The 25,490-nt window shown below is 71.2% G+C and carries 18 protein-coding genes; 15 read left to right on the plus strand and 3 right to left on the minus strand.

The window, feature by feature from the left end; genetic code table 11:
* Positions 1-222: 222 nt before the first annotated feature.
* The gene (locus AB0I73_RS03200; protein WP_363033222.1) at positions 223-561 is read right to left on the minus strand and encodes a hypothetical protein; all 339 of its coding nucleotides are present in this window, start codon (positions 559-561) and stop codon (positions 223-225) included.
* A gap of 319 nt (positions 562-880) precedes the next feature.
* Here AB0I73_RS03200 and AB0I73_RS03205 point away from each other — a divergent pair, with 319 nt between their 5' ends.
* On the plus strand, positions 881-2,683 hold the full coding sequence (locus AB0I73_RS03205) for a thiamine pyrophosphate-requiring protein (RefSeq protein ID WP_363033224.1): 1,803 nt from the start codon (positions 881-883) through the stop codon (positions 2,681-2,683).
* 5 nt (positions 2,684-2,688) lie between these two features.
* On the plus strand, positions 2,689-3,771 hold the full coding sequence (locus AB0I73_RS03210; RefSeq protein ID WP_363033278.1) for an SDR family oxidoreductase: 1,083 nt from the start codon (positions 2,689-2,691) through the stop codon (positions 3,769-3,771).
* On the opposite strand, the gene AB0I73_RS03215 is transcribed toward AB0I73_RS03210, so the two are convergent.
* Entirely contained in the window at positions 3,743-5,524 is a 1,782-nt protein-coding gene (locus tag AB0I73_RS03215; protein WP_363033226.1) for a glycoside hydrolase family 15 protein, read from the minus strand. The genes AB0I73_RS03210 and AB0I73_RS03215 overlap by 29 nt on opposite strands.
* Before the next feature lie 150 nt (positions 5,525-5,674).
* On the opposite strand from AB0I73_RS03215, the gene AB0I73_RS03220 reads away from it, so the two are divergent.
* From AB0I73_RS03220 to AB0I73_RS03245, 6 genes are all read left to right on the plus strand, one after another.
* Positions 5,675-5,974 (plus strand): hypothetical protein, encoded by a 300-nt coding sequence (locus AB0I73_RS03220; RefSeq protein WP_363033228.1) that lies wholly within the window; start codon positions 5,675-5,677, stop codon positions 5,972-5,974.
* Positions 5,974-7,116 (plus strand): enolase C-terminal domain-like protein, encoded by a 1,143-nt coding sequence (locus AB0I73_RS03225; protein ID WP_363033230.1) that lies wholly within the window; start codon positions 5,974-5,976, stop codon positions 7,114-7,116. Before AB0I73_RS03220 ends, AB0I73_RS03225 begins: the two co-directional genes overlap by 1 nt.
* Positions 7,117-7,144: 28 nt before the next feature.
* On the plus strand, positions 7,145-10,306 hold the full coding sequence (locus AB0I73_RS03230) for an FAD-linked oxidase C-terminal domain-containing protein (protein WP_363033232.1): 3,162 nt from the start codon (positions 7,145-7,147) through the stop codon (positions 10,304-10,306).
* 505 nt (positions 10,307-10,811) lie between these two features.
* On the plus strand, positions 10,812-11,375 hold the full coding sequence (locus AB0I73_RS03235) for a fasciclin domain-containing protein (RefSeq protein ID WP_363033234.1): 564 nt from the start codon (positions 10,812-10,814) through the stop codon (positions 11,373-11,375).
* A gap of 1,018 nt (positions 11,376-12,393) precedes the next feature.
* The gene (locus AB0I73_RS03240) at positions 12,394-13,404 is read left to right on the plus strand and encodes a YhjD/YihY/BrkB family envelope integrity protein (RefSeq protein WP_363033236.1); all 1,011 of its coding nucleotides are present in this window, start codon (positions 12,394-12,396) and stop codon (positions 13,402-13,404) included.
* Positions 13,405-13,516: 112 nt separating this feature from the next.
* Positions 13,517-13,705, plus strand: coding sequence for a hypothetical protein (locus tag AB0I73_RS03245; protein ID WP_363033238.1), 189 nt, complete (start codon positions 13,517-13,519; stop codon positions 13,703-13,705).
* 90 nt (positions 13,706-13,795) lie between these two features.
* On the opposite strand, the gene AB0I73_RS03250 is transcribed toward AB0I73_RS03245, so the two are convergent.
* Positions 13,796-14,767: a ferritin family protein gene (locus AB0I73_RS03250; RefSeq protein ID WP_363033240.1), complete on the minus strand. Its 972-nt coding sequence runs from the start codon at positions 14,765-14,767 to the stop codon at positions 13,796-13,798.
* Between the two features lie 530 nt (positions 14,768-15,297).
* Between AB0I73_RS03250 and AB0I73_RS03255 the strand changes: the two genes are divergently transcribed.
* From AB0I73_RS03255 to AB0I73_RS03285, 7 genes are all read left to right on the plus strand, one after another.
* Positions 15,298-16,503, plus strand: coding sequence for a cytochrome P450 (locus AB0I73_RS03255; protein WP_363033242.1), 1,206 nt, complete (start codon positions 15,298-15,300; stop codon positions 16,501-16,503).
* A 12-nt stretch (positions 16,504-16,515) separates the two neighbouring features.
* Positions 16,516-16,713 (plus strand): ferredoxin, encoded by a 198-nt coding sequence (locus AB0I73_RS03260; protein ID WP_055571498.1) that lies wholly within the window; start codon positions 16,516-16,518, stop codon positions 16,711-16,713.
* A gap of 346 nt (positions 16,714-17,059) precedes the next feature.
* Positions 17,060-17,977, plus strand: coding sequence for a DMT family transporter (locus AB0I73_RS03265; RefSeq protein WP_363033244.1), 918 nt, complete (start codon positions 17,060-17,062; stop codon positions 17,975-17,977).
* A complete protein-coding gene (locus tag AB0I73_RS03270) occupies positions 17,974-19,575 on the plus strand; it encodes an MFS transporter (RefSeq protein WP_363033246.1) in 1,602 nt (533 codons plus the stop codon). Before AB0I73_RS03265 ends, AB0I73_RS03270 begins: the two co-directional genes overlap by 4 nt.
* A 64-nt stretch (positions 19,576-19,639) precedes the next feature.
* A complete protein-coding gene (locus AB0I73_RS03275) occupies positions 19,640-20,176 on the plus strand; it encodes a cytochrome P450 (protein WP_363033248.1) in 537 nt (178 codons plus the stop codon).
* A 388-nt stretch (positions 20,177-20,564) separates the two neighbouring features.
* Entirely contained in the window at positions 20,565-23,795 is a 3,231-nt protein-coding gene (gene icmF / locus AB0I73_RS03280) for a fused isobutyryl-CoA mutase/GTPase IcmF (RefSeq protein WP_363033250.1), read from the plus strand.
* A 49-nt stretch (positions 23,796-23,844) separates the two neighbouring features.
* The gene (locus AB0I73_RS03285) at positions 23,845-24,705 is read left to right on the plus strand and encodes a 3-hydroxybutyryl-CoA dehydrogenase (protein WP_363033252.1); all 861 of its coding nucleotides are present in this window, start codon (positions 23,845-23,847) and stop codon (positions 24,703-24,705) included.
* Positions 24,706-25,490 lie beyond the last annotated feature (785 nt).

The raw sequence follows: 25,490 nt of genomic DNA on the forward strand, positions 1-25,490 counted from the left end.
GCCCGACACGGGATCGAGCATCCTCTTCCTCGTCGCAGTCCGACGACGGCGGCCCCGCCGCCGTCGGACTGCTCGCGTCGCTCCACCCCGTCGGCACGGTGCTGCCGGCCCGCTTCGTGCTCAAGGAACGCATCCGCGGCATCCAACACGTCGGGGTGGTCCCGGCGGTGGGCAGCGTGCTGCTGTTCGCCCGGGCTGACCCCGTGGACGGCTCCCGTCCCCTCAGTTCCCCGAGGTCCGGAAGCCCCGCAGTGCGGCTGAGGAGGTACATCGCGACGGAAGCCGACGACACCAGGCTGCCCGGGCCCAGGCGAAGCGGTCGCGGCGGCGCGGCCCGCCCGCGCGAGCGGCCCGACCCTGCGCGACACCGACTACGGCGAGCACTGAACCAGCGGCGAGCAGCGCCAGGTACGCGGTGAAGTAGCCCGGCACCTCACGGTGGGTGAACAGCGTCCACACCCGGACGGCGGCGAAGCCGAGCAGCAGTCCCAGCGGCGACAGTGTGGTGAGAACCGGCAGGTCGAAGGCGAGGTACCGGTAGAAGGACACCGCCTTTCCCACTCCGGTCCACCGCGGCACCGCGGCCGTCACCGTCCACCACCGACGCCCGGGCGGCGGCTCTCCCGGCATCCGGCCGGTGGCGATCCGTGAGTGACCAGCATGAGACCCGACGTAGGCGTAACCCCGGCTGACGGCACCCCGGCCGTTCCTGGTCGGTGCGCAGGAGCGAGTCCTGGACCCGTTCCGGCTCACCGCGGAGGTCTCCCCGCCCTACGCACACGTCTGCCGGGGGCGGCCGAACGAGTGAGTGCCGTCCGGTTTGCCGGCTTTCGGGGAAGGCACTCCAAAAGTGTCCTTCACCCCTTCCCAGGAGAGCCCCATGACTCAAGTCGCCGACTACGTCCTCCAGCGCTTGTCCGAATGGGGCGTGAAGCGGGTGTACGGCTATCCGGGCGACGGCATCAACGGTCTGCTCGGCGCGTTCGACCGGGCCGACGGCGATCCGGAGTTCATCCAGACCCGGCACGAGGAGATGGCCGCGTTCATGGCCTGCGCGCACGCGAAGTTCACCGGTGAGGTGGGCTGCTGCACGGCGACCTCCGGTCCGGGTGCGGTGCACCTGCTCAACGGCCTGTACGACGCCAAGCTCGACCACCAGCCGGTGGTGGCGGTGGTCGGCCAGCAGAAGCGGCTCTCGCTGGGCACGCACTACCAGCAGGAGATCGCGCTCGACCGGCTGTTCGCGGACGTGTCGGAGTTCTGCCAGATGGTCGTGCACCCGGGCCAGGCCCGGCACGTCGTCGACCGCGCCTTCAAGACGGCGCTGACCACCCGGGGCGTCGCCACGATCATCATCCCCAACGACGTGCAGGAGGAGGACGCCATGCCCTCCCCGCCGAAGACGCACGGTGCGGTCTTCTCCAGCGTCGGCTGGAGCCGGCCCCGGATCCTCCCCGACCTGGGGGAGCTGCGCAAGGCCGCCGACATCCTCAACGCCGGCAAGAGGGTCGCCATGCTGGTCGGCCAGGGCGCCGCGGAGGCGGAGAGCGAGGTCGTGGAAGTCGCGGAGCTGCTGGGTGCCGGCGTGGCCAAGGCCCTGCTGGGGCGTGAGGTGCTGCCGGACGACCTGCCGTTCGTGACCGGCCCCATCGGGCTGCTGGGCAGCAAGGCCAGCGACAACATGATCCAGGGCTGCGACACCCTGTTCATGATCGGCAGCAGCTTCCCGTACGCGGAGTGGCTGCCGGACGAGGGCCAGGCCCGAGGTGTGGAGATCGACATCGACGGCCGGATGATCGGCATCCGCTATCCCATGGACGCCCACCTGGTGGGCGACTCCAAGGAGACCCTGCGCGCCCTGATCCCCATGCTCCAGCGCAAGGAGGACCGCTCCTGGCGGAAGGAGATCGAGAGGGACGTCGTCGAATGGAACGATCTGTGCGAGCGGTGGGCCGACCAGCACTTCGGAGACACCATCAACCCCCAGGCCGTCGCCGCCGAACTCTCGCCGCGGCTGCCGGACGGCGCCATCCTGACCGCCGACTCCGGCTCGGGCACCAACTGGTGGGCACGCCACCTCAAGCTCCGCGACGGCATGCGGGCCTCGCTGTCCGGCACCCTGGCGACGATGGGGCCGGGGACGCCGTATGCGATCGCGGCCAGGTTCGCGTACCCGGACCGGCCGGTGATCGCCTTCATCGGGGACGGCGCGTTCCAGATGAACGGCATGAACGAGATGATCACCGTCAAGCGGTACCTGGACCGCCTGTCCGGACCGGCCCCGCTGATCTTCTGCGTGTTCAACAACCAGGACCTCAACCAGGTCACCTGGGAGCAGCGCGCCATGGCCGGCGACCCGAAGTACCCGGGCTCCCAGACCATCCCCGACGTCCCCTACGCCGCCTACGCCGAGCTCCTCGGCCTCAAGGGCATCGTCTGCACCCGCCCCAAGAAGGTCGGTGCCGCCTGGGACGAGGCGCTCGCCGCCGACCGGCCCGTGGTCCTGGAGTTCAAGGTCGACGCGGAGATCGCTCCGATCCCGCCGCACATCATGAAGACACAGGCCAAGAAGGCCGCCAAGGCGGCGCTGCACGACCCGGAACTCACCGGCATCGCCACCAAGGGCGTACGGCAGAAGCTCACCGAGTACGCCGAGCACCTCCCCGGCCGGGGGAAGAAGTGAGCACCGTGCGGCGCTCCCCGCGCGGCGGGCCCCGCCGCTGGACGGGCGGGGACGTCGTGGTCGTCACCGGGGCGAGCGGCGGGGTCGGCCGGGCCACCGCCCGGGCCTTCGGCGCGCGCAAAAGCTCCGTGGCCCTGCTCGCGCGGGGCGAGCACGCCCTCCAGCGGGCGGCCGCCGAGGTGCGGCAGGCGGGTGGACGCGCGCTGCCCCTGGTCGTGGACGTCGCCGACCCCCAGGCCGTGGACGCCGCCGCGACCCGGGTGGAGGAGGAACTCGGGCCGATCGACATCTGGGTGAACGCCGCCTTCACGACGGTCTTCGCCCCCGTCCAGGAGGTCCGGCCGGAGGAACTGAAGCGGGCCACGGAGGTGACCTACTTCGGCTTCGTGCACGGCACCCAGGCCGCTCTGCGGCGCATGACGCCGCGCGATCGCGGCACCATCGTCCAGGTCGGTTCGGCCCTGGCCCAGCGCAGCGTCCCGCTCCAGGCGGTGTACTGCGGAGCCAAGCACGCCATCCAGGGGTTCACCGCCTCGCTGCGCTGCGAGTTGCTGCACGACCGCAGCGGGGTGCGGGTGACCATGGTCCAGATGCCCGGGCTCAACACGCCCCAGTTCAGCTGGGTCCTCACCCGGCTGCCCCGGCACCCGCGCCCCGTGGCCCCCGTCTACCAGCCCGAGGTCGCCGCCGAGGCGGTCCTGTACGCCGCGGACCATCCGGAGCGGCGCGAGTACTGGGTCGGCGGGTCCACCGTCGCCACCCTGCTCGGGCAGAAGCTCGCCCCCGGGCTGCTGGACCGCTACCTGGCCAGGACCGGTTACGACGCGCAGCAGACGGACCGGCCCGTCGACCCGTCGCGGCCGGTCAACCTCTGGAAGCCGCCGGACGACACCGCTCCGGCCGACTACGGCGCGCACGGCGTCTTCGACGACGAGGCCCACCCGCGCAGCCTCCAGTTCTGGCTCTCCCGCCACCGTCGGCCGCTCGCGCTGGCCGCCGCCGCGGCCGGTGCCGCCGCGGTGGCCGGCGGTGTGGGCGGGCGCGCTCAGGCGGGCGCGCTCAGAACGGCAGCGTCGAGACGTCGTTGAGGCGGACCGCGCACTCCAGCAGGAGCGCGTGGACGAAGGCCTGGGGCAGGTTGCCGCGCAGCTGACGCTGCCGTACGTCGTACTCCTCCGCGAACAGCCCGGACGGACCGCAGGCCGCCCGGGCGCGTTCGAACCAGCGGAACGCACCCGTGCGGTCGCCCAGCTGGTGTGTGGCCAGAGCCATGGTGAACCCGCACAGCAGGAAGGCACCTTCCTCCCTGCCCAGAGGGCCGCCGGGGTGGTCGAAGCGGTACACGTATCCGTCCTCGGCCAGTCGGTCCTCGATGTAGGCGCGGGTGACGGCGTTGCTGGGGTCGTCGGCGGAGGGGCAGCCGCGGGCCAGCGGCACCAGCAGGGCGGCCTCGGCTCCGTCGTCGTCGGCGGCCCGGCGCCAGCGGCCGTCGGCGCGCAGACAACGACGGCGTGCCTCGGCCATGATCACGTCGGCGGTCTCGGTGCAACGCCGCGCCGTCGCGCCGGGCAGCACGTCCGCGATGTGCCGCAGCCCGGAGACGACGCTCAGCCGGGAGTGGGTCCACCACCGGTCCTCCAGCTCCCACAGGCCTGCGTCGGGCCTCCGCCAGTTGCGTTCCACCGCGTCCACCGTCACGCTCACCGCGCGTTCCGCATCCGCGGTGAGCCGGTCGTGCCGGGCGGCCGCGGCGAAGAGCTGCAGCGCCTCACCGAACGTGTCGAGCTGGAACTGGGTGGCCGCCCGGTTGCCGATCCGGTCGCCACCGCCCGGATAGCCCGGCAGTCGCAGCGCGTGCTCCTCGGGCACCGGCCCACCGGTGACGGTGTAGGCGGGCCGGACCCGTTCGCCGTCCTCGAGCACGCGTTCGGAGATGAAGCGCACGGCGCCGTCCATCAGCTCGTGCGGCCCGTGCGCGGCGACCGCGACGCCCGCGTAACACTGGTCGCGCAGCCAGGAGAAGCGGTAGTCGTAGCTGCGTCCGGTGTTGGCCCGTTCCGGCAGCGACGTGGTGGCGGCGGCGACCATGCCGCCCGCCGAGCTGGTCAACCCCCGCAACACCGCGTACGCGTGCCGGGCGTCGCGCGGTGCGGCGAGCGTCGAGCAGTCCGGCACCGCACGCCGCCACTCCCGCTCCGTCGCCCGCCACAGTTCCCCCGGCTCGAGGCGGCCGCCGTCGGGGCCGGAGGCGAGCTCCAGCACCAGGTCGTGCTCCTCGCCCCGCCGCAGCCGGAACTCGCCGCGCAGCCCGGACTCCCCGTCCCACTCCGCCTCGGGGGCCCCCAGCAGCCGCAGCCGCAGCCCGTCGCCCCGAGCCGTCCACACGCCGCCCTCCAGCCGGGCGTTCGTCATACGGTGGGCGCCGAAACCGGGGCGCGGGTCGAGGCTCAGCCGCAGCCGCGCCCCACCCCGCTCCATCCGCATCCGGCGCAGCAGCACCAGCCGGTCCGGCGTGGCGGGCAGGGCCAGCGCGTCACGGCACTCGATCACGGAGTCCGCGGTCACCCAGCGGCTCACCCGGATGAGGGTCCCCTCCTCGTAGTAACCGCCCCACACGTGCCACCGGTCGGCGGGTTCCACCGCGAAGTGCCCGGCGCCTGCGATCAGGGCGCAGAACACCGCGTCGCTGTCCCACCGCGGCGCGCACAGCCAGACCACCCGGCCCTCGGGATCGACCAGCGCCCCGCGCTCACCGTCGGCCAGCACGGCGTAGTCCCGGAGGACCCAGGGCGGGACAGCGGGATGTCCTGTCGTGGCGGGCACCGGGGGTCGGAAGCTCATGACACTGGCCCTAACCGGACCGAACCGGCTGGAAACATGACACCGCCGACCGGCGGCTCTTCGGCCCGGACCGACCACTCACCGTGCGGTCTGCACGAGTGGCAGAACCGGGAGCACCGTTTACGCGGCCCGCCCAGGGGTCACCCACTGATGACGGCAGAGGTGCGTCCGGAGGAGAACGTGATGACGCTGGTGGCCGACTTCGTCCCGCGGCGCCCACAGGAGCGGGGTGCGAAGCGGGTGTACGGCTGTCCGGGTGAGGACGTCAACGGCCTGCCCTGCCACCGCGACGCGCCGAAGGGGACCGGTGCGGCCCGGGGCGGGGCGCCGGCCTTCGACCGGCCCGTGGTGCCGGAGTCCGAGGCGGGTCCGGAACGCCTCGACAGCGCCGCCGAGGGCGTACGCCAGGAGCTCACCGAGTACGCCGGGCACCTCCCGGGGCGCCACTGATGCGGGACGACACGACGTCGTTGGAGGGGTGCACGGTCGACGCGGTCGACGTCCACGCCTTCGAGGTCCCCACCGACGGTCCCGAGGGCAGGGAGCAGGACGGCACCCTGGAGTGGGACTCCACGACCCTGGTCCTGGTCCGGGTGCACGCCGGTGGCAGGACCGGACTGGGTTACACCTACGGGGACGCCTCGGTCGCCTCGTTCGTGCACTCGGGACTGACTCCGGTGATCAAGGGCGAGCCCGTCTCCTCGCCTGCGGCGCTGTGGCAGCGGATGGGCGCGCGGATCCGCAACGCCGGGCGTCCCGGCGTCGGGAGCATGGCGGTCTCCGCCGTGGACGTGGCGCTGTGGGACCTCAAGGCCAGACTGCTGGACCTTCCGCTGGTGCACCTCCTCCCGGCCTGCCACGACCGGGTGCCGGTCTACGGCAGCGGCGGCTTCACCAACTACCCCCTGGACCGCCTCACCGACCAGCTCACCGGCTGGGTGGGCCAGGGCATCCCGCGGGTGAAGCTGAAGACCTCCCGGCAACCGGAACGCGACGCCGACCGCCTGACCGCCGTGCGCAAGGCGATCGGTGACGAACCGGAACTGTTCACCGACGCCAACGGCGCACTCGCCCGCAAGGAGGCCCTGTACTGGGCGCGGCGGTTCCACGACGAGTGGGACGTGCGCTGGTTCGAGGAACCCGTCACCTCAGCCGATCTCGAAGGGCTGCGGATGCTGCGCGACCGGGGGCCGGAACGGCTGGAGATCGCGGCGGGAGAGTACGCCTTCACCGCCCAGGACTTCGTCAACCTCACCGACGGGCCCGCCGTCGACTGCCTGCAGGCGGACATCACCCGGTGCGGGGGCATCACCGGTGTGCTGGAGGTCGCCGGTCTGTCGGCCGCCCGGCACCTCGACCTGTCCGCGCACTGTGCCCCCGCGCTGTCCGCGCACGCCTTCTGCGCCGTGCGTCGACTGCGGCACCTGGAGTACTTCCATGATCACGTGCGCGTCGAACACCTGCTGTTCGACGGCACCCTGTCGCCCGTCGGCGGCGCACTGCGGCCCGACACCGACCGTCCCGGACTCGGCCTGGACGTCAAGTGGGCCGACGCGGAGCCCTACCGCGTTCACGGGACGCAACCGTCCTGACCAGGACGGCAGAGGAGAGTGGACACCCATGGCCAGAGCGACACACGGCACGGAGCGGGACGTACCCGCCAAGACCGACCCGGGGATCGCGGGACCGCCACGCGCCCGGCAGACCATCGACGTCGGGAAGCTGGAGCGGGCGCTGCACAAGGCGGTCGAGGGCGAGGTCCGCTTCGACACCGGCACGCTCGGCCTGTACGCCCAGGACGCGTCCAACTTCCGTCAGGTGCCGGTGGGGGTCGTCGTACCGCGCACCCTGGACGACGTCGTGGCGGTGCACAGGATCTGCCACCGCTTCGGCGCCCCCGTCCTCAACCGCGGCGGCGGCACCAGCCTGTCCGGCGAGACGGTCAACGAGGCCGTCGTCATCGACCACTCGAAATACCTCACCGCCATCGGCGAGATCGACCTCGAGCGTCGCCTGGTCACCTGCGAGCCGGGCGTCATCAACGAGGAGCTCAACCGCCACACCGGCGAACACGGCCTGATCTTCGGACCCGACCCCTCCACCCACTCCCGGTGCGTCATCGGCGGCAACATCGGCAACAACTCCTGCGGCATCCACTCGGTGCAGTCGCAGCTGTACGGCCCCGGCCCGCGCACCAGCGACAACGTCGAGGCCCTGGAGATCGTCACCTACGACGGCGCACGGTTCTGGGTCGGCGTCGACGAGGAGGAGCGGGTCGACGAGATCATCGCCGCGGGCGGCCGCAAGGGCGAGATCTACACCGCACTGCGCGACCTGCGGGACAAGTACGCCGACGCCATCCGGGCCGGGTTCCCCTCGGAGAAGCAGGTGCCGCGCCGGGTCTCCGGCTACAACCTCGACGAGCTCCTGCCGGAACGCGGCTTCAACGTCGCCCGCGCCCTGGTCGGCACCGAGAGCACCTGCGCCACGGTGCTGCGGGCCGTCCTCAAGCTCACCCCCGCCCTGCTGCAGCGCACCACCGTGGTGGTGGAGTACGACGACCTCGCCGACGCGGCCGAGCACTGCGAGGAGATCGTCGAGCAGTGGCGGCCGATCGGCCTGGAGGCACTGGACGACGAGCTCATCCGGGACCAGCAGGAACAGAACATGAACCTGGAGGACATCAAGGAGCTCCCGCGCCGGGGAGGCGGGGCCTGGCTCGTCGTCCAGTTCGGCGCGGACACCACCGAGGAGTCCGTCGACCGGGCCCACCGGTTCATCACATGGCTCACGGACGACAAGGGCTACGCCCGCGACCGCATCCGCGTCGCCAGGAGCACACAGGAGGGCGGCACCAGCGAGCACCTGTGGGCGATCCGGGAGGGCGGACTCGGCTCGACCGCGTTCCCGCCCGACGGCAAGGACCACTGGCCCGGCTGGGAGGACTCCGCCGTCCCGCCCGACCGGCTCGGCGAGTACGTGCGCAAGCTGCGCGAGGTCATGGACCGACACGGCATCAAGGGCGCCATGTACGGGCACTTCGGCCAGGGCTGCATCCACTGCCGGCTCAGCTTCGACCTCCGTACCGCCGACGGCCTGGCCACGTACCGGACGTTCATCGAGGACGCCGCCGACCTGGTCGTCGCCCTCGGCGGGTCGGTGTCCGGCGAGCACGGGGACGGCCAGCAGCGCGGTGAACTGCTGGAGAAGCAGTACGGTCCCGAACTGGTCCAGGCCATGCGGGAGTTCAAGGCCGTCTGGGACCCGCAGGCCAAGATGAACCCCGGCAAGGTCGTCGACCCCTACCGGATGGACGAGAACCTCAAACTCGGCACCGACTACAACCCCCCGCGCATCCCGCTCAAGTTCGCCTATCCGGAGGACGGCGGCGACTTCGCCCACGCCACCCTGCGCTGTGTCGGCATCGGCAAGTGCCGCGTCCCGCGGGCCGAGACGACGATGTGCCCCAGCTACCAGGTGACCCGCGAGGAGAAGCACACCACCCGCGGCCGGGCCTGGCTGCTGTACGAGATGCTCAAGGGCGACGTGATCACCGACGGCTGGCAGTCGAAGGAGGTCAAGGACGCACTCGACCTCTGCCTGGCCTGCAAGGGCTGCACCAACGACTGCCCCGTCAACGTCGACATGCCCACCTACAAGGCGGAGTTCCTCCACCACCACTTCAAGTCGGCCCGGCGGTGGCGCCCCCGGTACGCCTACGCCTTCGGCTTCATCGACCAGGCCGCCCGGATCGCCTCACGCGTTCCCGAGCTGGCCAACATCGCCACCCGGACTCCGGGGCTGTCCCGGCTGACCAAGCTGGTCGCGGGCATCGACCGCAGGCGTCCGTTGCCCCGGTTCGCGCCGATGACGCTCCAGGACTGGTTCGCCCGACGCGGCGGCACCGCCAACCCGACCGGACGGCCCGTCGTCCTCTTCCCCGACACGTTCAACAACCACTTCCACACCCAGGTCGGTGTGGCGTGCGTGGAGGCGATCGAGGCGGCGGGCTGGCGGGTCATCATGCCCGAGCAGCACATCTGCTGCGGCCGGCCGCTGTACGACTACGGCTTCCTGGACGCCGCCGAACGCTACCTGCACCGGGTGCTGGACGTCCTGCGGCCCGAACTGCGGGCCGGAACGCCCGTCGTCGGCATGGAACCCAGCTGCCTGGCCGTCTTCAAGGACGAGCTGCCCAAACTGCTGCCGCACGACGACGACGCCAAGCGGCTCACCCGCAACGCCTACCACTTCGCGGAGTTCTTCCAGACCTTCGGCATCCGGCCGCCCGCCCTCGACGGCAAGGCGCTCCTGTGGGGACACTGCCACCAGCGGGCCACCGGCGGAATGAGTCCCGACCGCCAACTGCTGGAGGACATGGGCCTGGAGGTGAACGACCTCCAGGGCGGCTGCTGCGGCCTGGCCGGATCCTGGGGCTTCGAGTCCGGCAAGTACGAGATCTCCCTGGACTGCGGCGAGCAGGCCCTCCTGCCCGCCGTACGGGACGCCGAGGACGACTGCCTGGTGGTGGCCGACGGCTTCTCCTGCAAGACGCAGATCGAGGACGCCGGCACCGGACGACGGGCACTGCACGTCGCCGAGGTGATGAAGCTGGCCCGAGACCCCCGAGGACGAAGCCCGCACGCCGTGCCCGGTCGGCCCGAGCGGAACGGCCCCTCGCGGCCCACCCCGCCGTGGCGGGAGCGTGCCCTGCGCGTCTCGGCCGCCGCCCTCCTGGGAGCCGCCGTCACCGCTCTCGGCGTCCGCGCGGCACGCCACTGAACCGGGGCCCTCATCCACTCCTTCGCCAGGACCGCACCCCTTGCACCGGGGTGATGTGCACCAACTCCCGTGAAAGCGCCCGCACTGCGGGCTTTCGCCGACCGCGTTCCAGGACTTCCCGGATCAGCGCGGTACCCCTCGCCTGAATTCCTGACGGGACGTCAGCGGACGGTCTCGATAGCTTCAAGATCTCCGAGAGAGCCGGGCCAGGTGGTTCGCTTCGCAAGCGCGGTCGTCAGACACTGGCTGCAGCACCTGAAGGCGTCAATACCGCGAATCCGGCAGGCCGCAGTTCAGCGGGGCGGGGCGTTCACCGCTTCCGGGCTTCGAGATGCGGTCACCAGCGCCTGCTAATACGCTCGCTGAGTGACCGGGTGATGATGGCCCGAGGCCGGGCGCAGCAGCCGCCCCCTACCCCGCCCAACGGAAACGAAGACTTCCGCAGTCCAAACCTCTGCAGTGTTCACGCCTCCACGGGAAGAAGGTTGCGATGAGGTTCACCCGCATGCGTACAGCGAAAGCCGCCGCGGCAGCTGTGGTCGCCATCCCGCTCGCGCTCGGAGGTCTGGCGGCGCAGAGCCACGCACAGGATGCGTCTCCCAGCCCGTCGGGGACGTTCGGCCCCGGCTGTTCGGCGCTCTCCCAGAAGGCCGACACCTCCAAGGACAAGCTCATAGAGGCTGCGGCCGCATACCCGCAACTCAGCCAGCTGGTCGCAGCCGCGGCCAGGGCGAACCTGATCGGCACCCTCGACGGGAAAACCGACATCACCGTCTTCGCCCCCAACAACCAGGCTTTCCAGAAGGTGACTGTGTCGCAGCTCAACTCGCTGCTCGGCAATCAGGAGCAGTTGAAGAAGGTGCTGACCTACCACGTGGTGGACCAGCAGATCACCCCGAACGAACTCCCCAAGGGCTCCTTCACGACGGTGGAAGGCGGCAAGCTGACCACGTCGGGCTCGGGCACCGACTTCAAGGTCAACGGCAAGGCGAACATCGTCTGCGGCAACATCAAGACCGCGAACGCCACCGTCTACGTCATCGACACGGTCCTCCAGCCCCCGTCCTGACGCATGGCTCTCGTTCCCGGCACGGGGGACACCCGACCCGAGCGCGCTCGGGTCGGGTGTCCCCCGTGCCGTTCGAAAAGTCGTCGTCGCCGGCCGAGCGGTGCGGCCGTACTCGCCGATCACGCCGCCGAGGAGCCCGGGCCCGCAGCACCCGACGGGCGTCGAGGGCGTGCACTGCGACGTCGGACCGTTCCTCTCGGCATCGGGCGGTAGTCGCCGGCGGGCCCGGCGAGGTCGGTGGGCGTGGTGGTGCCGCCGGCAGGCGGCCAGGATCTGGTGGGTGCGGGTCTCGTTCCCAATCAGGACGTGGTCGAGCGTCTCGCATCGGATGCTGCCGCTGATTCTCTCGCCGAGGGCGTTCGTCCGGGGAACCCGCGGGGCGCCCAAGAGCACCTCCCGGCTCCCCGGCCCCGAAGACCGCGTCGCACGCCGCACCGTACGTGCCGTCGCGGTCCCGCGGCAGGAACCGCGGGGACTTCATGCGCATGCCCGGGCCGGCGGTGAGGGTCCGCGCGCGGTGCCCGGCCCACTTCCGGGCGGTGACTCCGGTGCCCGCAGCCTCGTGCCGAGCGCGGCGCCGGGGCGACACTCGCGGCGTGGAGGATCTCCCGGACCGTGGAGGCGGCGGTGGGGCGGCCGGACCGGGTCGGCTCGGCTCGGCCTGGATCTTCGGAGCCGAAGGCCGGTCAGGAGGTCATCCTCTCCCCGGGGCTGCCGAAGACGTCGGCCGCATACTGGATGCTGATGCAGGTGTCAATGGTGCTCGGTTTTTCACCGCGCGGCCCGTGAACGCCTGGCTGCTCCGGGCGGGCTTGAAGGAACGGATGTGAGATCTCCCCGACGCCGGTCCTCCGACGTGCGTGGACGGCCGGTGCAGGTGTGCCGGCAGCCGAACCGCCGGCCCGTCCGTCCTCACCCCTGAGCGACCGGGACGCCGGACCGGGCTGCACGAACCTGAGACCGGACGCGCCATCGCCTGGCACAACGAACGCCCCGGGCCTCGGGAAAGGCGCGAACGATGACACTCCACGAGCGTCTGGACCGCTACCAGCGAGGTCACCGCTGGGTGGGACTGCCACTCGCCGTGCTGTACAAGTTCTACGACGACCAAGCCCTGTACCTCGCCGCCCTCCTCACCTACTACGGCTTCCTCTCCCTCTTCCCGCTCCTCCTCATCCTCGTCACCGTCCTGAGCACCTTCCTCAGCAACGATCCCGCCCTGCGCCAGCGGGTCCTCGACTCGGCCCTGAGCAAGTTCCCCGTCATCGGCGACCAGATCGCCGGCAACATCCACTCCTTCCACGGCAGCGGTACCGCACTCGCCGTGGGCATCGCGGGCAGCATCTACGGCTCTCTGGGCGTGGCCCAGGCAGCGCAGTACGCCCTCAACAAGATCTGGGCAGTGCCCCGGCACGCCCGGCCGGACCCCTTCCGCTCACGGCTCAAAGGACTGCTGTTCCTGCTGATCCTGGCACTCGGACTGTGCGCGTTCACCCTGCTGTCCGTGGTGGCCTCGCAGACGTACCTGTTCGGCGCGCGGCTGTGGGGCGGGGCCTGGATCGCCGCCACGGTGGCGTCCGTGGGCCTCACCACCTCGCTGCTCCTCGTGAGCTACCGCTTGCTGACGCAGCGGGAGCTGCCGCTGCGCGGACTCGTCATGATCGCGCTCGGCGCTGCCTGCGCGTGGCAGGGGCTGCAATGGGTGGGCACCTATTACGTCAGCCATGTCCTGCACGGGAGCACAGCCACCTACGGCCTGTTCGGCATCGTCCTGGGGCTGCTCGCCTGGCTCTACGTGGGGGCACTCATCTTCATCACGGCTGCCGAGGTCGGAGCCGTCCGGCTGCTGCGGCTGTGGCCGCGGAGCCTGCTGACGCCGTTCACGGACCGAGTGCACCTCAGCGCGGGTGACCGCCGCGCCTACCAGTCCTACGCAGTCACCGAGACGTTCAAGGGCTTCCAGAAGGTCCGGGTGCACTTCGAGCCGCCGCCGAAGCCTCGGCGCGAACAACCCCCTGACGACCTCTGAGGGGGCCGGGGGTTGGCAACGGGCTCCGGCTGCCCGACCCCACCGGTGCCACACCCGATCCCCTCTTCGGTCACGCGCAGCGGCGCCGGTCCCACTGACGGCGTCGGCGCTCGTGGTCCGTGCGCTGTGGTCTGCGGCGGCGCGCGGGCTCAGCCGGGTGCTGCCGGTCATGGGGCCGGTCACTCTCGCCCTGGTCGTGGCCGTCGGCGCGGCCGTCCAGGTGTACCGGATCGGTGACTCGGGTGCGAAGGCGGCCTGGCAGGGCCGTTTCTCGACGAGCCGGTCCGGCGCCGGGCGGTGACGCGCCGGAGGCGGTCCGGCCGGCCCCGGTGAGGCATCGGCCGGACCGCCTCGCGCCCTGCGTGCGGCCCTCCGGGCGGGGCCCGGGCGGTCAGCCCAGCTGGTCGAGCGCCTTCTGGAAGGCGGCGGCGTGCCGGGCCTGGTCCGCGGCGGTGTCGCGGAAGAAGCGGGCGGCGGTGCTGTCGCCGACGGCGGTGGCCCGCTCGGCGAACCCCGGGTACACCATGGTCGCCCCGTGACGCTCCCCGGTGACGGCCTCGCGCAGGTTCTCCCTGGTCTCGCGCACCAGACCGGCCAGCACCGCCTCCCCGGCGAAGTGCTCGTGCAGTTCGACTTCGGCCGTGCCCTCCCACAGGCGGGCCAGCGCGGCGTTGCCGGTCTGTTGGGCGTGGGCGGCGAAGAGCATGTACTTGGCGTGGGCGAGCCCCTCGCCGTGCAGGGCGGTGTCCAGGTTGGCCTTGGTGCGGGCGGCCTTGACCTTCGGCAGCCCGGCGGGCACCGGCACCACGTCCGCCTTCGGCGGCGCCGGGATGGTGCCGCGGCCGGTGTTCACGACCTCGAGGGCGGTGCGGAAGGCGTTGCGGTGGCGGCCCTCGTCCGCGGCGATCTCGTCGAAGAGCTTCGCGGCCTCGAGGTCCCCGTCCGCGCGGGCCTGCTCGGCGAAGCGGCGGTACATGACCTCGTGCTCGTAGGTCTCGCCCTCGATGGCCTGGCGCAGGTTGGCCGCGTTCGATCCGACGGTTCCGGCCAGGGTGGCGGCCTCGCGCAGGTGTTTGTCCAGCTGGGTCTGCGCCGTGCTGCGGAAGAGCCGGGCGACGGCCGGGAGGCCCTGGCGGTCGGCCTCGGCGGCGAAGAGACCGTAGGCGGCGTAGGCGTACCCCGAGTCCCGCATGGCGGTGGTCAGGTCGGCGATGGTCTGCGTGTGCAGGGCCCGGGCGGCGGTGTGCGGCGCCGGGGGCGGCGCCCCTCCGGCCGGGGCGGCCAGGGCCGGCGCCGCCGGCGCGGCGGCGGCGGTCAGTGCGGACAGACCCACTGCGAACGTACGTGTCGAATGGCGGAACACGATGTCCTCCTTTCGGGGCGCACCCTTCTGGGTGCGGACGCTCCTCATGCCACCCGCACCCGCACACCACCGCCTCTTCACGTCACCCGTCCGAGTGGATACACAGAGTCATCGTGTGCCTTTTCGTCGCCGTGCTCCGCTCGTCCCGGCAGGCCGTTTCCCTGCCCTTTCCCGTGGTCAACCGCCTCCGGCTGAACGAGACGAGGCGTACGGACGAAGCGGCGATGTCCTCGGGTGCACATCTGGTGCCCGACGACAGCCAGCAGGGCCACACCCGGCTCGCCGACGTGGAGAGGGACCTGACCGCGGAGAGGTCGGTGGCGGCAGCGACCAGAACACATCGGTCGTGGACACGGCCGGATCCTGTATCCCGTGCCGTTCGGGCGGCAACCGAACTACCATGCGAAACGGGTGGTTCCCAGCCAGGTCCCGCAGGGCCCCGATCTGGCCGAACTTCATGTCGTGCACCTGGGTGCGCCGGGCATCTATAGAAGATCGGCACGACGCATCCTTCGTCTGCGAGGTCTTCCATGACAGACCTGACCGAACTGTCCGAGCCCGTCTCCTTCCCCCAGGACCGGACCTGCCCCTATCACCCGCCCACCGGGTACGACCCGCTGCGCAACGCCAGGCCACTGGCCCGCATCCAGCTCTACGACGGCCGCCCGGCCTGGCTCGTGACCGGCCACGCCGTCGCCCGCGACCTGCTGGCGGACCCCCGGCTGTCCACGGACCGCACCCGCTCGGGCTTCCCCGCCACCGCCCCCCGCTTCGCCGCGCTCCGCGATCGCAAGCCGGCACTCCTGGGCGTCGACGACCCCGAGCACCGCACCCAGCGGCGGATGATGATCCCGAGCTTCACCCTCAAGCGCGCCACCGAGCTGAGGCCGCGCATCCAGGAGATCGTCGATGAACTGCTGGACGCGGTGATCGAGCAGGGGCCGCCCGTCGACCTGGTGCGCGCCTTCGCGCTGCCGGTTCCGTCCATGGTGATCTGCGCCCTGCTCGGCGTGCCCTACGCCGACCACGAGTTCTTCGAGGAGCAGTCGAGGCGGCTGCTGCGGGGATCGACGGCCGAGGAGACGCAGGACGCCCGGGACCGGCTGGCGGCGTACCTGGAGGAACTGATCGACCACAAGCAGCGGCAGCCCGGCGAGGGCCTGCTGGACGAACTCGTCCAGCAGCGGCTGCGCGAGGGCGAGCTGGACCGCGAGGAGCTGACCGCGCTGGCGATGATCCTCCTGGTCGCGGGCCACGAGACCACGGCCAACATGATCTCCCTCGGCACCTACACGCTCTTGCTGCACCCCGACCGGCTGGCCGAACTGCGCGCCGACCCCTCGCTGCTGCCGGGCGCGATCGAGGAACTCATGCGGATGCTGTCCATCGCGGACGGGCTGCTGCGGCTGGCCACCGAGGACATCGAGATCGCCGGGACCACGATCAGGGCCGGGGACGGCGTGGTCTTCTCCACCTCCGTCATCAACCGCGACGAGGACGTCTATCCGGCGCCCGACACGCTCGACTTCCACCGCTCGACCCGTCACCACGTCGCCTTCGGCTTCGGCATCCACCAGTGCCTCGGCCAGAACCTCGCCCGCACCGAGCTGGAGATCGCCCTGCGCGCGCTCCTCGAACGGCTGCCCGGGCTCCGGCTCGCCGCCCCGCCGGAGGAGATCCCCTTCAAACCCGGCAACACCATCCAGGGGATGCTGGAACTCCCCGTCAGTTGGTAAGAGGCCGCCGTCATGCACATCGAGATCGACAAGGACCGCTGCATCGGCGCCGGACAGTGCGCCCTGACCGCGCCGGGAGTGTTCACCCAGGACGACGACGGCTTCAGCGCCCTGCTGCCCGGCCGGGAGGACGGAGCCGGCGACCCGCTGGTCCGGGAGGCCGCCCGCGCCTGCCCCGTGGGCGCCATCACGCTGTCCGAGGACGAGTAGCGGGTCACGCCGACCGACGGTCCGCCGCCGCACGCGGCGGCCCGCGGCCCAGGCGGCGCAGGGCACTGGACTCCAGCAACTCGACTCCACGTAAGCCGGGGCACATCAGGGTCCCCATGCGAGCCGGGGCGGTTCACCGCCGGCCCCGACCGACCGACTGATCGGCCCAGCTCACCCCCCGCACCGACCAGAAAGAACGAACGAATCGCGACACCACAGAGGCCGGCCATGGAGGACAACGGGCACGCTGACGCATTATGTCCGTATTGCGTCGCAAGGGGTCTGATGCCGTCGGGTCTGGTCAACCAGTGGAGGGCGCGTTCCCCATGGGCCGAGGAGTCGAGCCTTGCTGAGTCCCCTGCTGGCGGTGTTGGCTGCCCTGGCCAACGCCCTGGCGTCCGCATTGCAGCGCAAGGCCGCCCGGGAGGAGTCCGTTGAGCAGAACCTCAGCCTGCGCCTGGTGTGGCACCTGCTGCACCGGCCGGTCTGGCTCGGCGGCGTGCTGTCGCTGATCGCGGGTTTCCTGCTGCAGGCGGTCGCCCTGGGATCGGGGCCGATCTCGGAGGTGCAGCCGCTGCTCGCGCTGGATCTGCCGGCGGCGCTGATCCTGTCCGGCTTCTTCTTCGGGAGCAGGATGGGCCGCCGCGAGTGGGTGGCCTCGGGGGTCATGGCGGCCGGTGTGGCTGGGCTGCTGCTGGCACTCGGGCCCGGTCACGGCAGGCCCTCGTCGGTCTCGTGGATCGGATGGCTGGTCGGCGGAGGGGTCAACGCGCTGCTGATCGCGGTCGGTGTCCTGTGGGCGAGAGGCACATCGGGCACTCGCAGGGCAGCCCTCCTCGGGGCGACGACCGGATGCGCCTTCGGGCTGACCGCCGCGCTGATCAAGGCGGTGACGAACACCTCTTCCCGTGGTCTGGTCGCCGTGTTCACGGGCTGGGAGCTGTGGGCCATGATCGCGGTCGGCGGCTGCGCGATGTTCCTGCTGCAGTCGGCGATGAACGCGGGCGGCCTGCTGGCCACCCAGCCCGGCCTGACCATGGTCGATCCGGTGATCGGCATCCTCTGGGGCGTGCTGATCTTCCATGAGCAGGTCCGAGGCGGCCTGTTCATCCTGCTGGCGGTCGGGTGCGCCGCGGCGGCCGGGACGGCGGTGATGGCGCTGTCCCGCTCCCCGCTGCTGAGCGACACGTCGGGCGGGCGGGAACAGGCCGGTCAGGCCGGGGAGGGCTCGAGTGGCGCCGCGCGGCCGCAGGGCACCGGATGAAACCGCGCCGCATCGTCGACGCGGTCATGACACGGGCGTCCCGTCTCCTGGGCGGCCCTGCCCAATCGAGGGTGGTTCTCACCCTCGCCGGCGCCCTGGCCGTGGACGGCGCCGACAAGGGCACCGTGTCGGCGATGGCCCCGCAGCTCAAGAGCGCGTTCGGTATCGGCAACACCCAGATCGGGCTGCTGGTGACCGTGGTCGCCCTGGCCGGCGCCGCGTTCACCGTTCCGGTCGGCCTGCTCACCGACCGCACCCGGCGCACCCGGCTGCTCGCCCTCAGCGTCGCGCTGTGGGCCGTGGCGATGTTCCTGGCCGGCGCCAGTGGTTCCTACGCGTGGCTGCTGGCCTCCCGCGCGGCTCTCGGGGCCGTCAGCGCGACCGCCGGCCCCACCATCGCCTCCCTGGTGGGCGACTTCTTCCCGGTCAAGGACCGGGCCCGGCTCTACGGACTCATCCTCGCCGGCGAACTGGTGGGGACCGGCCTCGGCTTCGCCCTGTCGGGTTCGATCGGCTCGGCCCTGTCCTGGCGCTTCGCCTTCTGGTGGCTCATCATCCCGGCCGGCGTCGTCGTCTGGTTCGTCAGCCGCCTTCCCGAGCCCGCGCGCGGCGGGCAGTCCCGCCTGGAGACGGGCCAGGAGAACATCACGGACGAACGGGACGCGCCACGACCGCACGACGGTCCTGCGCAGAACGTCACGGCCGGGGCCGGGGCCGAGGACGGCACGGGAAGCGGGCACGAGGACGGTCCAGCCGCGCGTGACGGGGAACGGGCCCGGGAGGCCGGTGCCGGGCGCGGCCGGGACGGGGATCCCGCCGGGCGGGCGGTGCGGCGCGCACAGGTCGAGCCGCACGAGAACCTCGTCCTGCACTCCGACCCGCGCCGGAAGCCCACCTGGTGGGCCATCCGCTACGTCCTGCGGGTACGCACCAACCTCATCCTCATCCTGGCCTCCGCGCTCGGCTACTTCTACTTCGCCGGACTGCGCTCGTTCGCCACCATCTACACCACCGACCGTTACGGCGTGACCACGTCCGTGGCCACCTCCCTGGTGCTGGTCGTCGGCATCGGGATACTGGCCGGGGTCCTGTCCGGGGGACGGATCGCCGACCGGTTGCTGCGCCGCGGGCGGGTCAACGCCCGGGCTCTGGTGCCCACCGTCTGCATGCTGACGGTGCCGCTCCTGTTCGCCCCCGCCATCCACGCGACCTCCCTCGCTCTCGCCCTGCCGCTGCTGGTCGTCGGCACGCTGTTCCTCGGCGCGGCGAACCCCCCGCTGGACGCCGCCCGGCTCGACATCCTCCCGCCCTACCTGTGGGGCACCGGCGAGGGCGTACGGACGATGCTGCGCACCCTGGGCGAGGCCGCCGCCCCCACCCTGTTCGGCTACTTCTCGGCGCACGTCTTCGGTAACCAGGGCGGCGACGGCGGCACCGGACTCGAATACACGCTGCTCTTCTTCCTCCTCGCCCTGATCGCCGCCGGTCTGCTCGGCGTGGTGGCCACCCGCACCTACCCCCGCGACCTGGCCACCGCCCAGGCGTCCACCGAACGGATCGCGGCGCGCTCTTGCGACCCACCGGACGCGGACCCGTGACTGCGCGCAGGAGCATGCCCGGGCAGAGGCCCTTCGCGGCTCCAGAGAGGAGATCGAGGACTGGATGCACTGGAGCCACGACCTGTTCGTCGGCGAGACCGCCGAGATCGCGGCGCAGGCGTTCGTGAGCATCAACAAGGCAGCCGAGGAACTGGTCCTGCGGCGGATGGCCGACCCGATTCCGGACGACCTGGTCAGCGCCGTCTGCACGGTCAAGGAGATCGGCGGCCGCGAGCCGACCCTGGCCGAGCGCACCGCGGTGGTCGTGCCGCTGGCGATCGCCGGCACCGAGTCGGTGGGGACCATCCTCAGCGGCATCGTCCACCACCTGGCCACCCACCCCGACGACCTCGTCGAGCTGGTCGCCGACCCCGGCCTCGTCCCCGCCGCCGTGGAGGAGGGGCTGAGGATGTTCGCCAACGTGACGGCGCTTCAGCGGACGGTGACACGTGACACCGAGCTCGGCGGGACCCCGCTCGAGGTCGGCGCGAAGGTCTGGACGAGCTACAACGGCGCCAACCGCGACCCGGAGCAGTTCCCCGACCCGCACACCTGGAACCTGCACCGCGCCGAGGTGCTGGCCCTGGCCACCTCGGATTGAACGAGTCCTCCAGGTAGAGCACTCCTGATGCTGTCGCCAAGTGGCCGTAGTCGCCGGTGGTGTGACCTGGTAGCACCGTCGATCAGGGAGGAGGGCCCACAGGACGTCGACGCGTCGGCGGGCAAGCGCGAGCTTCCCCCGGCGGCCGCCCCGTCCAACTGGTTCCGGCCGTAAGGACCGCGTCCCTGGGCCTGTCCCGCGTCCTCCGCGCAGGCACCCGACCCCGGCGGGGAGAGGGCCTCCTTCCCGTCAGCCGCCGCCTTCACCCGGCAACGTGGTGTTCGCCGTCCTGTGCTGGTGATCACATCGCCGGCACCTCTCATAATTTACTAGGACGTCCTAGCATCTCTTTCGATCCGCCTCCCGCCACCTGTTGTGAGGGCACCCCATGAGCGATCTGCACCGTCCCCTGCACCCCGTCCGCCTGGTCACCGCTTCGGCCCTGTTCGACGGGCATGACGCGTCCATCAACATCATGCGGCGGATCTTCCAGTCCCAGGGCGCCGAGGTGATCCACCTCGGGCACAACCGGTCGGTGCGGGAGGTCGTGGACGCGGCGCTGGAGGAGGACGCACACGGTGTGGCGGTCTCGTCCTACCAGGGCGGGCACGTGGAGTACTTCGAGTACCTGGTCGCTTCGCTGCGCGAGCGGGGAGCGGAGCACATCCGCGTGGTGGGCGGCGGCGGGGGCGTGATCGTGCCCGAGGAGATCACCCGGCTGCGCACCAGCGGGGTGACCATCTTCTCTCCGGAGGACGGCCAGCGGATGGGCCTCGCCGGGATGGTCAACTCGGTGTTGAAGGAATGCGACTTCGACCTCTGGGAGGGCAAGCCGGCCGACGCGGCCGCCGTTCTGGCCGGCGACTGGTCCGCTGTCGCGCGCGCCATCACCGGCGCCGAACTCGGCAAACTGCCCGCGGACTTCCTGGCCCAGCTGCGTGCCGCGGCGGCGGCCCGGGCCACGCCGGTTTTCGGCATCACCGGTACCGGCGGCTCCGGGAAGTCGTCGCTGACGGACGAACTGGTGCGCCGGTTCCGTGTCGACCAGCAGGACAGGCTGCGCATCGCGGTGATCGCGGTCGACCCGACCCGCCGCCGCGGCGGCGGTGCGCTGCTCGGTGACCGGATCCGCATGAACGCCCTCGACGGGGACCGGGTCTTCTTCCGGAGTCTCGCCACCCGCGGCAGCCACGAGCTGCCCGAGCATCTTTCCGATGTGATCGACGTGGTCAAGGCCGCCGGGTTCGACCTGGTGATCGTGGAGACGCCGGGCATAGGCCAGGGCGACGCGGCGATCGTGCCGTTCGTCGACACCTCGATGTACGTGATGACGCCGGAGTTCGGTGCCGCCTCGCAGCTGGAGAAGATCGACATGCTCGACTTCGCCGACGTGGTGGCGATCAACAAGTTCGAGCGGCGCGGTGCCAAGGACGCCCTGCGCGACGTGGCCCGCCAACTGGTCCGCAACCGTGAGGCGTTCGACAAGAGGCCCGAGGACATGCCGGTGTTCGGCACCTCGGCGGCGACCTTCAACGACGACGGGGTCACCGCGCTCTACCAGCACCTGAGGACCGCCCTGGCCGAGAAGGGGCTGGAGCTGTCCGAGGGCACGCTGGCACCGGTCGACGTACGCCACTCCTCCGGCACCCGCCAGGTGGTGCCCGCGGGCCAGGTGCGCTACCTGGCCGAGATCACCGAGACGATCCGCAGGTACCACGCCGAGACCGAACGCCTCGCCGAGGCGGCCCGGCGGGTGCAGCGCTTGGACGTCGTCCAGGGCGAACTCGCCCGGGCCGGCTCCGACGCCGGCAACGTGGCCTCGCTACTCGTGGACGCCCGCAAGCAGCTCCCGCACGAGGTCACGGAGCAGATCGCGAACTGGCCCGCCGTCGTGGCGTCCTACTCCGGCGACGAGCAGGTCGTGAAGGTCCGGGACAAGGAGATCCGCACCAAGCTGACCCGCGAGTCCCTGTCGGGCAACGTGGTCCCCCGCGTGGCGCTGCCGAGGTTCACCGACCACGGGGAGCTGGTGCGGTTCTGGCGCCGGGAGAACCTGCCCGGCTACTTCCCGTTCACCGCCGGGGTGTTCCCGTTCAAGCGCGACGGTGAGGACCCGGCACGGATGTTCGCCGGAGAGGGCGATCCCTTCCGCACCAACCGGCGGTTCAAGCTGCTGTCCGAGGACCAGCCGGCCACCCGGCTGTCCACCGCGTTCGACTCGGTGACGCTCTATGGCCGTGACCCCGGCGAGCGTCCCGACATCTACGGCAAGGTCGGCACCTCCGGCGTGTCGGTGGCCACGCTCGACGACATGAAAGCCCTCTACGACGGCTTCGACCTGGTCGCGCCGACGACCTCGGTGTCGATGACGATCAACGGTCCGGCACCCACCGTGCTGGCGTTCTTCCTCAACACCGCCATCGACCAGCAGATCGAGAAGTTCCGCGCCGCCGAGGGCCGCGACCCCTCCGACGAAGAGGCGGCCGGGCTGCGCGCGCACGCGCTGGCAACCGTGCGCGGCACGGTGCAGGCCGACATCCTGAAGGAGGACCAGGGCCAGAACACCTGCCTGTTCTCCACCGAGTTCTCCCTGCGGATGATGGCCGACATCCAGGAGTGGTTCATCGACCACCAGGTGCGCAACTTCTACTCGGTGTCCATCTCCGGCTACCACATCGCCGAGGCCGGCGCGAACCCGATCAGCCAGCTCGCGTTCACCCTGGCCAACGGCTTCACCTATGTCGAGGCCTACCTGGCCCGCGGCATGCACATCGACGACTTCGCCCCCAACCTGTCGTTCTTCTTCTCCAACGGCATGGACCCCGAGTACTCCGTGCTGGGCCGGGTCGCCCGCCGGATCTGGGCCGTCGCGATGAAGGAGAAGTACGGCGCGAACGAGCGTTCCCAGAAGCTGAAGTACCACGTCCAGACCTCCGGACGCTCCCTGCACGCCCAGGAGATGGACTTCAACGACATCCGCACCACCCTGCAGGCGCTGATCGCCATCTACGACAACGCCAACTCGCTGCACACCAACGCCTACGACGAGGCCGTCACCACCCCGTCGGAGGAGTCGGTGCGCCGGGCGCTGGCGATCCAGCTCATCATCAACCGGGAGTGGGGCCTGGCGATGAACGAGAACCCGCTGCAGGGCTCGTTCATCATCGACCAGCTCACCGACCTGGTCGAGGAAGCGGTGCTCGCCGAGTTCGACCGCATCAACGAACGCGGCGGCGTGCTCGGCGCCATGGAGACCGGCTACCAGCGCGGCCGCATCCAGGACGAGTCGATGCTCTACGAGCAGCGCAAACACGACGGCAGCCTGCCGATCATCGGCGTGAACACCTTCCGCAACCCCCACGCGGACACCACCGAGCCCGGCGTCCTCGAGCTGGCGCGCGCCACCGCGGAGGAGAAGAAGTCCCAGCTGCAGCGCGTTCTCGACTTCCAGGAGCGCCACCGCGCCCCGGCCCAGGCCGCCCTCGCCGACCTCAAGGACGCCGCGGTCAGCGGCCGCAACGTCTTCGAAGTCCTCATGGACGCCGCCCGGGTCTGTTCGCTGCAGCAGATCACCGAGGCCTTCTTCGAGGTCGGCGGACAGTACCGCCGCAATGTCTGACTCCGATCCCAGCAACGACCCTGCCACTCCTCACCAGTTGGGAATTCACATGGACCCCGTTACCCGTCTCGGCGTCGTCGGCTGCGGTCTGATGGGCTCCGGCATCGCCGAAGTCGCCGCCCGCAACGGCCTCGACGTCCTCGTCGCCGAGGCCACACACGACGCCGCCGAAGCGGGCCGCCGTCGTCTCACCGCCTCCCTCGACCAAGGCGTACGGCGCGGAAAGCTCAGTGAGGAGCAGCGCGATCAGGCCCTCGCCAGGCTGTCCTTCACCCACGACCTCGGCGACATGGCCGACCGCCAGTTCGTCATCGAGGCCGTCGCCGAGAACCGCGACATCAAGACCGACGTCATCCAAGCCCTGGACAAGGCAGTCGAAGACCCCGCAGCGATCCTGGCCACCAACACCTCCTCGATCCCCATCATCGACCTCGCCGTCGCCACCGAGCGCCCCGCGCAGATCATCGGCATGCACTTCTTCAACCCCGTGCCCGTGCAGCAACTGGTCGAGCTCATCCCCGCGCTCACCACCGCGGAAGAGACCGTGGCGCGCACCCGGCACCTCACCCAGCAGCTGGGCAAGCAGGCCATCCAGGCGTCCGACCGCTCCGGCTTCGTGGTCAACGCCCTGCTGGTCCCCTACCTGCTCAGCGCGGTACGGATGGTGGAGGCGGGCTCCGCGGTCCCGGACGACATCGACCGGGGCATGGAACTCGGCTGCGCCCACCCCATGGGGCCGCTGCGCCTGCTCGACCTCATCGGTCTCGACACCGCTCAGGCGGTGGCCGAGTCCATGTACGAGGAGTTCAAGGAGCCGCTGTACGCGCCGCCCGCCCTGCTGCGCCGCATGGTCGCCGCCGGCCACCTCGGACGCAAGAGCGGCCGCGGCTTCTACACCTACGCCGCTTGAGCGAGGGAGATTCCCCAGCAGAGACCTGAGCTGCCCGGCACCGTCGTCGGCGACCGGATGTCCTTGCAACTCATGCGGACCGGACCAGCACGACCGGTGAACCCGGCCCGATGCGACTGCCCGTGTTCGAGCGAGCCTGCATGGCCACGGCCCGCGGGCACAGGCGGAACGTGCGGCTCAGGTGGCCCCGCCCTTCCGGCACGCGCCCTTCCGGCACGCCGACCGCGCCCTGAAGTCTCCGGCCGGCCCGCGAAGAAGCCCGGCGCCCGTTCCGTTCGGCATCGGCCTGCCCACCTGCTGCATGGGCTCGATCTCCAAAGCGATGTCACCAGGAGACGACTGTGCCTTCTGACCTGCGCGATCAGTTCGCGGGCCGGGGTGACGAGTTGGGCGTAGCGCTGCCGGGCGACATGCCCGAACCGGTCGGCCATGGTGACCACCACCCTGCCCCGTGGCCCGGCCCGGCCACCCGCAGTGACCGGTCACGCGGCAGTCGGTCCCGGTCACCGTCCACGGTGGCCGGGGCGCGACACGCGGAGGCAGAGCGGGGAACCGGGGGTGCTCGAAGCACCCTCGCTGATCCCTGACTCCCGTGCTGAGGAGGACGGTTGGTGAGGCGTGCGAGGCGTTGCGCCACGGCGTTCCAGCAACGCTGCTCCGTGACGCCTGCCGCCGGCGGCAGGCCCGGACCCGGCAGCGGTTCGAGCATTGCACCGCCGACACCGCCCGTTCTCCCCACCGTCCATGACCGGCCGCACACCGGACACTCCGTCTGCTCGCCCTGC

The organism is Streptomyces sp. NPDC050388 (assembly GCF_040655635.1).
Classification (GTDB): Bacteria; Actinomycetota; Actinomycetes; order Streptomycetales; family Streptomycetaceae; genus Streptomyces.